Source organism: Serratia sp. EC4, assembly GCF_059652115.1.
Map to the genome: position 1 here is coordinate 470,102 of NZ_JBNIDE010000003.1, position 12,073 is coordinate 482,174.

Genomic DNA, 12,073 nt, shown 5'->3' on the forward strand with positions numbered 1-12,073 from the left:
ATGGACCGCATTGTCGTCTCATCTTCTTCGCGCGACTCGCTGCTCAGCACGCATAAAGTCCTGCGCAACACCTATTTCCTGTTATCCCTGACCCTGGCTTTCTCAGCCCTGACCGCGACCGCCAGTACGATGTTGGGTCTGCCTGCGCCAGGCTTGCTGCTGATGCTGGTCGGTTTCTACGGCCTGATGTTCCTGACCCATAAACTGGCCAACAGCCCGGCGGGCATTCTGGCGGCTTTCGCGCTGACCGGTTTTATGGGATACGCCCTCGGCCCGATCCTCAGTTCGTTCCTGAACGCCGGCGCGGGCGATCTGATCATGCTGGCGCTGGGCGGCACCGCCGCGGTGTTCTTCTGCTGCTCGGCGTATGTGCTGACCACCCGTAAAGACATGTCGTTCCTGTCCGGCATGATGATGGCCGGTTTTGTGGTGCTGCTGGTGGCGGTGATCGCCAACCTGTTCCTGCAGATCCCTGCTCTGCACCTGGCTATCAGCGCGCTGTTCATCCTGTTCTCCGCCGGCGCGATCCTGTGGGAAACCAGCAACATCATTCACGGCGGCGAGACCAACTACATTCGCGCCACCGTTAGCCTGTACGTGTCGCTCTACAACATGTTCATCAGCCTGTTGAGCATTCTGGGCTTCGCCCGCAGCAACTGATCGCGCGTTACGCATGCCTTCCAGGCCCCGCTCCGGCGGGGCTTTGTTTTTTGCGGCCGAAAAAATTTGCTAAACTGGCGGCCGTTCCGAATTATCCGTTATCGAGGCAGTATGTTGGAGTTTGAAGGTCAGGTTATCGACACTGACGCGCAGGGCTATCTGAAAAACAGCGCCGACTGGCATGAGGGCCTGGCGCCGCTGCTGGCCGCGCAGGAAGAGATCGTGCTCACCGAAGCACACTGGGAAGTGGTGCGCTTCGTGCGCGACTTCTATCAGGAATTCAATACTTCGCCGGCTATTCGCATGCTGGTCAAAGCCATGGCGCAGAAATACGGCGAAGAAAAAGGCAACAGCCGCTATCTGTATCGCCTGTTTCCGAAAGGGCCGGCCAAACAAGCCACCAAAATCGCCGGCTTGCCGAAACCGGTGAAATGCATCTGACCGCTCAGCCCGCAGCGCCGCTGCAGGCGAGCATTCAGTAGCGAATGCCAAACCCGGCGTAATCGGCCACCCCCTGCGGCTCCACCAGCACGCGTTCGACGCGCGCGCTGCGCGGGCCGCCCTGTTTCAACCACTCCACCAGCTTATCCACCTGCGCCTGTGTGCCGCAGGCCACCACCTGAACGCTGCCGTCATCGAGATTGCGCGCATAGCCGGTCACCCCCAACGCCTCGGCCTGCCGCTGAGTGGAATAGCGGAACCCTACCCCCTGCACCACGCCATACACATACGCAGCAATGCAAACTTGTGTCATAATCGCCCCACTGTTGTCTTGTCTAAAGAATAAGGATGTATTGAGTATAGAAACTCAATCAAAAGATAAAGAGACAGGGAGCCATAGGACAACAATTTGTCTAATGGAGGCTTACGTAAAAAGTAGACGGCCGAGTCCCCTCGGCCGGGACAGACGTTCTATTTTTCGGCGGGTAGCCAGTTGGCCCTTTCCCCGTAAAAGAAAGAGTCGATAAATCTGCTTTTGCCACGCAAGCGGATAAATATGATGACCAGGGCGAAAATAATGGCCGTTACGCTGAGATAAAAACCTGACGAATCCTTATCGACCATTGCTCCGACAAGCAAAATGGGTAACACATGCCAAAGATAAATAGGCAGAGATACCTGCCCCATTTTGACCACTAAGCCCTCAATTCTTAGCTTCAGGCGCTTACACAAACTCAGCATCAACAACAACAGCGCAGCATTAAATGCAAACCATGAGGCGGCATCCAGCAGTGCCCCTCTCGGTTCATAATACCCTAATATACCTACGGCCGACGCGATAGCGAACAATGCCAGCGGATTACCGTAAAAATTCTTATCCCCCACCAGGAAGCCTAATAAAAAGAAGGAGTAGTAATAATAGAAACGCTTATCACCAATGAATTTCAGCCAGGCATATTGGTTTTCCAGCGTGTCGGCGTAACAGTACCAGACAATAGACAATATGGCGGAAGTGAACAGAAAGAAACCGAGTAAGAAATTACTCTTGTAAATGACCATAGTATATAGCACAAATATGATCACTGCTGGGATATACCAAAGATGATAGTAGGGGTAGAGAAATAGACCGATGAGTTGCTTTAAGCCTACTTCTTCTGAGAAGTAAAGAGAATAAACACTGTAAACAACGAACGCCAACACATAAGGAATTATCATTCGCCACTGATACTTTTTCAGCACGCTAATCACGCCGCCATCAAGAAAATAGCGCCGAACAAAGTAGCCCGTCACCCCTAGAAAAAGCGGCATATGGAAATAATATATTGCCCCACGTAAACCAACATCAGCACTGCCAGGCAATACATGTCCCACAATGACGAGCAAGATAAGCAACCCTTTCAAAAAATCAAACGATAAGCTTCTTTCTTTAGTCATTTAAGAAAAATCCTAACATCTAAATAATAAATATCAGGTGCTCAATAACAGATTAAGTTAAGATTTTTGTCAATGCGAAAAAACCTAAAAATCACAAAAAACTTACAAAAAACTTACAAACCGTCGCCCGGAGGATAGGCTTTCCTCCGTGAGGCAAACGATAGTCTGAAGTCAATTACTACGACAATAAAATGATATCAATCAATTAATTAACAAATTACCCCCCCTTGAATGATAGGCTCTGCTTGCTCACAAGAAAGCGCACCGTCGACACGCCGTCGTTGTTACACTTACCGTCGGACAACCAAGCGGCAGCGCTATTCCTATTTCGAGTAAAGCCATCTGCTCCATTGACGATTATGTGAGAGGCGTCAATGATTTTTTTTCAAGTTATCGAGGGATGATGTAATATCAGAAAAATCAACCGACTTGCGAACGACTTTCGTTTTAAAACGATCATCATATTCAACCTGAGCATTTTTTACCTTTAATAACCTATCAATCATTCTGTCCGCTTGCTCGCCGTCGAATCCAAAATAACGGTTGCCGTAAAATCGCTCGCCGTTAATCAACACAGCACCTGAGTTTGGGTTCGCAGTGGGTGGAAATGAAATTTTATAATGCCCGGCCTGAACCGAAATCTTTAATACTCCATCACTTATAGTGTTTTCATCACCATGAAAAACCCACTCGTTAGCTAATACTGTGTTAGTCGTCATAAAAAAAATTAAAAACAAAAAAATCCTCACTGGTGCACTCCCTTCAATTCATATCTTAAAAACAATCAGCAACACTCTTAATTAAAATAAAACATTACTATTCAGCCTTATTTCCTATAAAGCATAATGCCTCAGACGAATATCGGCGCCTACAGGTAACGAGGCGCCTTCACACGCTGATCGACGTGCGTTCATCTCTACCTCGCTATAATACACCTATTTAAGCTGTCATTTCTTCAGTTTGAAGGCTGCACTTTCTCTCTCTTCGGTGTGACGTCAGCAGAGATAACGCGATACAATCCGAGCCAACGCGGTAGTGAACACCGTAAGATTCAGCTATGATGACGAACTTATTTTGGCAATTCTTCAAACCCGCCAATTAACCCATTGAATAAAAAGTAGTTTAACCATGCGCTTACATCTCGCCAAAGGACGTGAAAAGTCCTTACTCCGTCGCCACCCTTGGGTGTTCTCCGGCGCCGTTCAACGCGTTGAGGGTAAAGCCCTCTCCGGTGAAACCATCGATATCCTCGACAGCCAGGGCAAGTGGCTGGCGCGCGGCGCCTATTCGCCCGAGTCGCAGATCCGCGCACGCGTCTGGACTTTCCAACAGGATGAAGAGATTAACATCGATTTCTTCATTCGCCGCCTGCTGCAAGCGCAAAGCTGGCGTGATTGGGTCGCGCAGCGTGACGGTCTGGACGGATACCGCCTGATCGCCGGCGAGTCCGACGGCCTGCCGGGCATCACTATCGATCGCTTCCAGAATTTCCTGGTGCTGCAGCTGCTGTCCGCCGGTGCCGAATACCAGCGCCCGGCCCTGCTTTCCGCCCTGCAGCATTGCTACCCGGAATGTTCGATTTACGATCGCTCCGACGTTGCGGTGCGTAAAAAAGAAGGCCTGCCGCTGGCGCAGGGCCCGGTGCTGGGCGATCTGCCGCCGGAACTGCTGCCTATTACCGAGCACGGCATGAAGCTGCTGGTGGACATTCAGCAAGGGCACAAGACCGGTTTCTACCTCGACCAGCGCGACAGTCGCCTGGCGGCGCGGAACTACTCTGCCGGCCGCCGGGTGCTGAACTGCTTCTCCTACACCGGCGCCTTCGCCGTTTCCGCTCTGATGGGCGGCTGCGAGCAAGTGATCAGCGTGGATACCTCACAGGCGGCGCTGGACATCGCAAAACAGAATGTCGAGCTCAACAAGCTGGACCTGAGCAAGGCGGAGTTCGTTCGCGATGACGTGTTCCAACTGCTGCGCAACTACCGCGCTCAAGGCGAAAAATTCGATCTGATCATCATGGATCCGCCTAAGTTCGTCGAGAACAAGAATCAGTTGGCCAGCGCCTGCCGCGGCTACAAAGACATCAACATGCTGGCGCTGCAGTTGCTGAATCCAGGCGGCATTCTACTCAGCTTCTCCTGCTCCGGCCTGATGCCGACCGACCTGTTCCAGAAAATTTTGGCCGATGCCGCTGTCGATGCCGGACGTGATGTACAATTTATAGAGCAGTTCCGCCAGGCTGCCGATCACCCGGTGATCGCCACGTATCCTGAGGGGCTGTATCTGAAAGGCTTCGCTTGTCGGGTGATGTAACTTGAAATGCGCTGCCTTGCCCCCATATATGAGCAAGGCATTGTTTCTCAGGAGGTCATCATGATTGCCAGCAAATTCGGTATCGGACAACAGGTTAGGCATAAACTGCTGGGGTATTTGGGCGTCGTGATCGATATCGACCCGGAATACTCTTTAGAACAACCCAAAGCTGACGAGATAGCGGCGAACGACGAACTGCGTTCCGCCCCTTGGTACCACGTGGTGATGGAAGACGAGGAAGGCCAACCGGTGCACACCTATCTGGCGGAAGCGCAGCTGGATGGCGAGCCCCAGGAAGCGCACCCCGAGCAACCATCGCTGGATGAACTGGCGGAATCCATCCGTCACCAGTTACAGGCGCCACGTTTGCGCAATTGACCGCGCCAAGACCTGAGAAACTCCGAGAGGGCCCGGCATCGCGCCAGGCCCTTTTTTATTTAGCGCTCCAGCCCTAAACGCGGTATTTCTATTTTCGGGCAGCGATCCATCACCACGCGCAGCCCAGCCTGTTGCGCCAGCGCCGCCGCCTGATCGTTAATCACCCCTATCTGCAGCCACAGCGCCCTGGCGCCGATCGCTATCGCCTCTTGCGCCACGCCGTAAGCCGCCTCCGAATTGCGAAACACGTCAACCATATCCACCGGCTGTGGGATAGCGGCCAGCGTAGGGTAAACCGGCTGTCCCAGCAGCGTCTGCCCCGCCAGTTTTGGGCTGACCGGTATCACCTGATACCCTTGTGCCAACAGATACGCCATCACCCCATAGCTGGGCCGCGACGGGTTATCGCTGGCGCCGACCAGCGCGATAGTTTTCACTTGCTGCAACAGCTCAACAATCTCTTGATCTTGCATCTTCAACTCCCGTTTATGACTGCGTCACTTTCCATTTCGAGTGTAACCGATCGGCATTCGCTCAGTTAAACGCAACGCGAGGGAAACTTCACCGCAATCTTATGGTCAGAGGCTGTCGCGGTTCAGCTGCGCACGGTCGTGTCTAATCGCGATAAAATATGTAAAAATGTAAACAAAATGCCAGATTGAAAAATTTTGACACAACCTATGCCGTGTTCAACACTTAGAGCTACGTCACTTTATAAGGAGATAATGATGAAATTTGGTCTGGTGGTTGCGGCGTTGCTCAGCATCAGTATGCCTGCCGCGGCTACGACCCTGAAACTCTCCCCGGACATCGACCTGCTGGTGGTCGACGGCAAGAAAATGACAGGTTCGTTGTTAAAAGGTGCCGACAGCCTTGAACTGGACGGCGGGCAGCACCAGTTGCTGTTTAAAGTGACCAAAACCGTACGCTCCGGCCAGCATACACAGGCCTATACGTCCCTGCCGCTGGTTGCCACCTTCAATACGCAAAAGATCAGCCAAGTGGCGATCGAACTGCCGCGTATCGAGAACGATCGTGATGCGCAACGCTTTGACAGAACGTTAAATTATCTGGTGGTCGATAAAGACGGCAACGCCTTGCCATTCCGGCATGATGCGCTGCATCCCGACAGCGTCACCTTCAATACCGATTTGGAAAAGGTGATGACCGATTACAACCGCCAGAACCGCCCGGCCTCCGTTCCGGCCTTTGTGCAGGCGAACGCAGGCAATCCCTCAACCCTCGCGTTGGCCGGCGCGCCGCTGAATGCCCCGACGGTGACGTTGAAAGGTGAGAACGTGTCGGAACAGATGTTGCAATACTGGTTCCAACAGGCCGACAAGGAAACACAGAAGCGTTTTCTACGCTGGGCCAATAAACAACCGATTCGCTGATCCCTCCCGGCGTCTTTCCCCGCAAAGGCGCCTTTTCTTCGCATTTTCAGGCGCAAACGCTAGGCAGTGAAAAACAGTTTCAGTAATCTGTCGCACATCCCCCTGATTAGCGAAGGACACCGAGATGGAATTGACTACCCGCACTATCGCCGCGCGCAAACATATTGCGCTGGTGGCGCACGATCACCGCAAACAGGCCCTGTTGGAGTGGGTAGAAAGCCACAAGACCATTCTTGCGCAGCATCAGCTTTACGCCACCGGCACGACCGGTAATCTGATCCAGCGCGCCAGCGGCATTCCCGTCACCAGCATGCTGAGTGGCCCGATGGGCGGCGATCAGCAGGTTGGCGCACTGATTGCGGAAGGCAAGATAGACATGCTGATCTTCTTCTGGGATCCGCTGAACGCGGTGCCGCACGATCCGGACGTGAAGGCGCTGCTACGGCTGGCGACCGTATGGAATATTCCGGTGGCCACCAACCGCTCGACCGCAGACTTTCTGATCGACTCTCCGCTGTTCAAAAACGAGGTGGAGATCGCTATTCCCGACTATCAGCGCTACCTGCAAGACCGCCTGAAATAGTCCTCCCGGCCTGGCTGCCGCTAGGCCCGAGCTTACGGTTTTTTCTGCACCGGTACGCCAAGATCCTGCAGGTGTTCAACGAATACCGAAGGGCGTTCACGATCCTGCAACAGCCATACCTGATGTTTAGCTCGAGTTAACGCGACATACAGCAGACGGCGTTCTTCGGCATCCGGGAAATCCTCCGGCCGCGGCAGTAGCACCTCTTCCAACACCGACTCGCGCGCCACGGCGGGGAAGCCGTCACGCCCCTCATGCAAACCGGCAATGATGACGTATTCCGCCTGCTGCCCCTTGCTGGCATGGATGGTCATAAACTCCAGATTCAGTTTAGGCCAACGGGTGGCCGCTTTCGCCAGCGCTTCCGGTTGCAGATGGTGGTAACGCGCCAGCACCAAGATGCGCTCATCCGGCTTGGCATAGCCGCTCAGTTTATCCAGCAAGGGCTCCAGTTGTTCGTGCGGCAGGATCGCCACCGACTTTTTATTGCCCTTGCTCAGGCTGTTGAGCGGTTTTTTCAGCTGGTGCGGGTTTTGCTGCACAAACCGGTTGGCCACCTCGCCGATACGTTCATTGAAGCGATAGGTGGTATCCAGCGCGCACTGCGCGCCTTCGCCGAAGTTCGTGGCGAAGGCCGTGGTTAACGTCAATTCTGCGCCGCTGAAGCGATAAATCGCCTGCCAGTCATCCCCCACCGCAAACAGGCAGGTCTGCTTGTTCTGTCGGCGCAATGCCGCCAGCAACAGTGCACGCTGCGGTGAGATATCCTGAAACTCGTCGACCAGAATATGTTTCCACGGACTGACGAAGCGCCCCTTGTCGAGAATGTTGACTGCCTGATGGATCAGGCCGGAGAAGTCCACCGCCCCTTCCTCTTTCAAGGCGCTTTTCCAGGCTTTCAGCAGCGGCGCCATCAGCCGGATGCGTTTTGAAAACAGATCGCGGATTTCTTCATCCGCCTGCTCAATCATTTCCGCCTGGCTGCCGCCGTGCATGCGCATCAGCCCCAACCAGCGTTCCAACCGGCTTGCCAGGCGATCCGCCAGGCGCTTATCCTGCCAGAAGTCGCCTTCCGGCACTTCCCATTCCAGCTCTTCGGTCAACCATTGACGCCACCCCTTGGCCTGCGCTTTCTTCTCCGCGCACTGTTGGCGCCAATGGGTAATCAGCAGCTCTTTGCGCGCTTTGGCATCGGTTTCCAACCGGCTGATGGCCGGCGCTTTGCGGCTGCCTTGTTGAATGATTTGCAGCGCCAAGGCATGGAAGGTCTTGGCCTGAATGCCGACATCGCCCAAACGTTCTTTGATGCGGTCGTTCATCTCGCCGGCAGCCTGACGGCCGAACGCCAACAGCAAGATTTGCCCCGGTTCCGCCTCCTGACGGCGCAGCAGCCAGCCGGCGCGCGCCACCAGCACCGACGTTTTGCCACTGCCGGCGCCGGCCAACACCAGCACGGAATCCTCGCCATTGACCACCGCGCGGCTCTGGGAGTCATTGAGCGGTGAGCTTTCGACGGTCTGGAAGAAGTCGTGATGTTGCTCCAGCATGCGATCGGTCCACTGCCGGTTGCGTTGTTCAACGCTGCGTTGCCCCTGCTGCAGCCATTGCAGACACAGATGGTAATCGGCCCGGCAGTTATCGAATTCATCCAGGCGCGCTACCGGCATCGGCAGCGCGGAGAAAGCCTCACGGATTTGCTGTTGCAGCTTGCCCAGCTCAGACTTTTTGAACCATTTATCTTGCTGCTCTATGCGCTGAATCTGTGTCACCTGCTGTTGCAACACGCCGGCGCTGACCTCACTCATTTCAGCGCTCCACTGCTGCCACGCCTGCTGCAGATAGTGATAAAAACGCTGCGTTTCCTGCCATTCGGTACCGTGCAGCCGCACCACTTTTTCGTCCGGCAATTCAAATTCCAGCTCGCCCCAGACGATGCCGCGCTTGCACCTGACCTGAATCAGTTGATTGAAGGGGATCAGGTATTCATGTTTTTCCCCGCTCACCTCAACGCCGGCGTGCAGCAACCGCACGCGGTTATAAGGATGCTGAGCCAGGTGTTTCCCCAGCGATGTCGCTTTAAGTTCCATATCGTCGCGCCATGACTATGTTGAGAGTAAATAACGGATATCTGCCAGTTTACCTGCGATAAGCAGTGGCACTCTAGCGCTAAAAAAAGGGTAGAATAGATTTTGCGTTTTTATCGTGAATACGCCCGCATCGCGGTTTGGCTATCATTAGAGCAGAATGACGTCTATGCGTACTGTACTGAATATTCTTAATTTTGTGTTGGGCGGTTTCTTCACCACGCTAGGCTGGCTTATTGCTACGGTGTTCAGCGTGCTGCTGGTCATCACACTGCCGCTTACCCGCTCCTGTTGGGAAATCACCAAGCTGTCGCTGGTGCCGTTCGGCAACGAAGCGATACACGTCGATGAACTGTATCCGGAAAAAAGCAATGCGCTGCTCTCCGCCGGCGGCTCGCTGCTCAACATTATTTGGCTAGTGCTGTTCGGCTGGTGGCTGTGCCTGTCACACATCGCCGCCGGTATCGTGCAATGCGTTTCAATCATCGGCATTCCGGTCGGTATCGCCAATTTCAAAATAGCCGCCATCGCGCTGTGGCCGGTGGGGCGCCGCGTCGTCTCGGTAGAAATGGCTCAGCAAGCGCGTATTGAGAATGCTCGCCGCCACTATCATCAGCGTTAATTTTTTCTCCGTTTGAGGAGTTTTTCGTGCGCTCTTTTGCACCCGCAGTACGTCGTTATACCTACAACAGCAATCTGCTGTATCACCTGCGCATCCTTATTGCGCTGATCGGCACCACCGCCGTTCCCTGGTGGCTGGGCATTCCCAAGCTGACTATCCCGCTGACGCTGGGCGTGGTGGCAGCGGCACTGACCGATTTGGACGACCGCCTGGCCGGCAGGTTACGCAACCTGCTGATCACGCTGGTGTGCTTCTTTGTTGCCTCCGCGTCGATCGAGCTGCTGTTCCCTTATCCCTGGTTGTTCGCCCTTGGCTTAACCACGTCGACCTGCGGTTTTATCTTGCTGGGCGCCTTGGGGCAGCGTTACGCCACCATCGCCTTCGGCGCACTGCTGATCGCGGTTTACACCATGCTCGGCACCTCGATGTACGATGCCTGGTATCAGCAACCGCTGCTGCTGGTGATCGGCGCGCTGTGGTACAACCTGCTGACGCTGGCGGGCCACCTGCTGTTCCCTATCCGGCCGCTGCAAGAGAACCTGGCGCGCTGTTACGATCAACTGGCCAACTATCTGGATGCCAAGGCCAATCTGTTCGATCCCGACGCCGAACGCGCCGCCGACCTGCCATGGATGGATGTCGCGATGGCCAACAGCGCGTTGGTCGCGTTGCTGAACCAGACCAAAGCCTCGCTGCTGACGCGCCTGAAAGGCGATCGCGGCCAGCGCGGCACCCGCCGCACCTTGCACTACTATTTTGTCGCGCAGGATATCCACGAACGCGCCAGCTCTTCCCACGTTCAGTACCACGCGCTCAGCCGGCAATTCCGCCACAGCGATATTTTATTCCGCTTCCAGCGTTTGCTGAGCATGCAGGCGCGCGCCTGCCGCCAGTTGGCACAATCGATCCTGCTGCGGCAAAAATACCAGCACAACCCGCGTTTTGAGCCAGCCTTCAGCCGCATTCAGGAGGCCTTGGCGCGCATAGCCGAAACCCAGGGCAATTCAGAGCAAACCAAAGCGCTGGCGCACCTGCTGAAAAACCTGCATGCGATCGATGCGCAGCTGGCCAATATCGAGTCAGAGCAGACGCTGGCCAGCGGGCAGGCGGAAGAGAACAGCCTGGCCGACGATCGCTTAACCGGCTGGAGCGACATCCGACTGCGCATCAGCCGCCATTTGACGCCGCAGTCGGCCCTGTTCCGCCATGCCATCCGCATGTCGGCAGTGCTGTGCGTGGGTTACGCCTTCATCCAGCTCACCGGCATGCAGCACGGTTACTGGATCCTGTTGACCAGCCTGTTTGTCTGCCAACCGAACTACAACGCGACCCGCCGGCGCCTGGCGCTGCGCATCATCGGCACCCTGGCCGGTATCCTGATCGGCCTGCCAATCCTCTATTTTGTGCCTTCATTGGAAGGACAACTGGTGTTGATCGTCATCACCGGTGTCTTGTTCTTCGCTTTTCGCACCGTACAGTATGCCCATGCAACGATGTTCATCACGCTGCTTGTGTTGCTGTGCTTTAACCTGTTGGGTGAAGGTTTCGAAGTAGCAGCCCCGCGCGTTTACGATACCTTATTGGGTTGCGCCATCGCCTGGGCGGCGGTCAGCTTTATCTGGCCGGACTGGAAGTTCCGCCAACTGCCGGCGGTGGTGGATAAAACGCTGAATGCCAACTGTCGCTATCTGGACGCCATTCTGGTGCAATATCATCAGGGTAAGGATAACGGGCTCGCTTACCGCATCGCGCGGCGAGATGCCCACAACAGCGATGCCGAACTGGCTTCGGTCATCTCCAACATGTCCGCCGATCCCAAGGCCGACAAGGCGTTGCAGGAAGCCGCCTTCCGTCTGCTCTGCCTGAACCATACTCTCCTGAGTTATATCTCGGCGTTGGGGGCGCACCGCGAGCGGTTGAATACCCCTGCCACACTCGATCTGCTCAATGATGCCGTGTGTTACGTGGACGGCGCCTTGCATCAGGAAGAACGGAACAGCCAGCGCATTGCGCAAGCGCTGGAACAGCTGGCGGAGCGTATTCGCAAAGCCGTTCCAGAACCTGAAAGCAAAGAACAGTTGGTCTTGCAGCAGGTGGGGCTAATGCTCGAGCTGCTGCCGGAACTCACCGCACTCCATACCCAAATCAATAAGGCAACCTAATT

At 54.9% G+C, this 12,073-nt stretch carries 13 protein-coding genes; 8 read left to right on the forward strand and 5 right to left on the reverse strand.

Annotated features, from left to right (window positions below):
- Positions 1-660 carry an FtsH protease modulator YccA gene (yccA, locus tag ACP39K_RS12600; RefSeq protein WP_004928091.1) on the forward strand — a complete coding sequence of 220 codons (660 nt, stop codon included), beginning with the start codon at positions 1-3 and terminating at the stop codon, positions 658-660.
- A gap of 111 nt (positions 661-771) precedes the next feature.
- Positions 772-1,101, forward strand: a complete 330-nt coding sequence (gene tusE, locus ACP39K_RS12605; protein ID WP_004928095.1) for a sulfurtransferase TusE — start codon at positions 772-774, stop codon at positions 1,099-1,101.
- Positions 1,102-1,135: 34 nt separating this feature from the next.
- Here the strand turns inward: tusE and yccX are convergent, their stop codons facing one another.
- From yccX to ACP39K_RS12620, 3 genes are all read right to left on the reverse strand, one after another.
- The gene (gene yccX, locus ACP39K_RS12610; protein ID WP_004928098.1) at positions 1,136-1,414 is read right to left on the reverse strand and encodes an acylphosphatase; all 279 of its coding nucleotides are present in this window, start codon (positions 1,412-1,414) and stop codon (positions 1,136-1,138) included.
- Between the two features lie 158 nt (positions 1,415-1,572).
- Entirely contained in the window at positions 1,573-2,535 is a 963-nt protein-coding gene (locus tag ACP39K_RS12615) for an acyltransferase family protein (protein WP_497008550.1), read from the reverse strand.
- 371 nt (positions 2,536-2,906) lie between these two features.
- A complete protein-coding gene (locus tag ACP39K_RS12620; RefSeq protein WP_115115945.1) occupies positions 2,907-3,284 on the reverse strand; it encodes a hypothetical protein in 378 nt (125 codons plus the stop codon).
- 379 nt (positions 3,285-3,663) lie between these two features.
- Between ACP39K_RS12620 and rlmI the strand changes: the two genes are divergently transcribed.
- Entirely contained in the window at positions 3,664-4,848 is a 1,185-nt protein-coding gene (gene rlmI / locus ACP39K_RS12625; protein ID WP_497008552.1) for a 23S rRNA (cytosine(1962)-C(5))-methyltransferase RlmI, read from the forward strand.
- A gap of 60 nt (positions 4,849-4,908) precedes the next feature.
- Complete coding sequence (gene hspQ, locus ACP39K_RS12630; protein WP_004928104.1) at positions 4,909-5,226, forward strand: heat shock protein HspQ; 318 nt, start codon at positions 4,909-4,911, stop codon at positions 5,224-5,226.
- A 59-nt stretch (positions 5,227-5,285) separates the two neighbouring features.
- On the opposite strand, the gene ACP39K_RS12635 is transcribed toward hspQ, so the two are convergent.
- The gene (locus ACP39K_RS12635) at positions 5,286-5,699 is read right to left on the reverse strand and encodes a CoA-binding protein (protein ID WP_033640793.1); all 414 of its coding nucleotides are present in this window, start codon (positions 5,697-5,699) and stop codon (positions 5,286-5,288) included.
- 255 nt (positions 5,700-5,954) lie between these two features.
- On the opposite strand from ACP39K_RS12635, the gene ACP39K_RS12640 reads away from it, so the two are divergent.
- Positions 5,955-6,620: a DUF2057 family protein gene (locus ACP39K_RS12640; protein WP_016928283.1), complete on the forward strand. Its 666-nt coding sequence runs from the start codon at positions 5,955-5,957 to the stop codon at positions 6,618-6,620.
- A 124-nt stretch (positions 6,621-6,744) separates the two neighbouring features.
- Positions 6,745-7,203 carry a methylglyoxal synthase gene (locus ACP39K_RS12645; RefSeq protein ID WP_016928284.1) on the forward strand — a complete coding sequence of 153 codons (459 nt, stop codon included), beginning with the start codon at positions 6,745-6,747 and terminating at the stop codon, positions 7,201-7,203.
- A 32-nt stretch (positions 7,204-7,235) separates the two neighbouring features.
- Here the strand turns inward: ACP39K_RS12645 and helD are convergent, their stop codons facing one another.
- Positions 7,236-9,290 carry a DNA helicase IV gene (gene helD / locus ACP39K_RS12650; protein WP_197817860.1) on the reverse strand — a complete coding sequence of 685 codons (2,055 nt, stop codon included), beginning with the start codon at positions 9,288-9,290 and terminating at the stop codon, positions 7,236-7,238.
- Positions 9,291-9,456: 166 nt separating this feature from the next.
- Here helD and ACP39K_RS12655 point away from each other — a divergent pair, with 166 nt between their 5' ends.
- Together ACP39K_RS12655 and yccS are read left to right on the forward strand one after the other, a co-directional pair.
- Entirely contained in the window at positions 9,457-9,909 is a 453-nt protein-coding gene (locus ACP39K_RS12655) for a YccF domain-containing protein (protein ID WP_004928120.1), read from the forward strand.
- Between the two features lie 26 nt (positions 9,910-9,935).
- Positions 9,936-12,071 (forward strand): YccS family putative transporter, encoded by a 2,136-nt coding sequence (gene yccS, locus ACP39K_RS12660; RefSeq protein WP_089184431.1) that lies wholly within the window; start codon positions 9,936-9,938, stop codon positions 12,069-12,071.
- Positions 12,072-12,073: the final 2 nt, after the last annotated feature.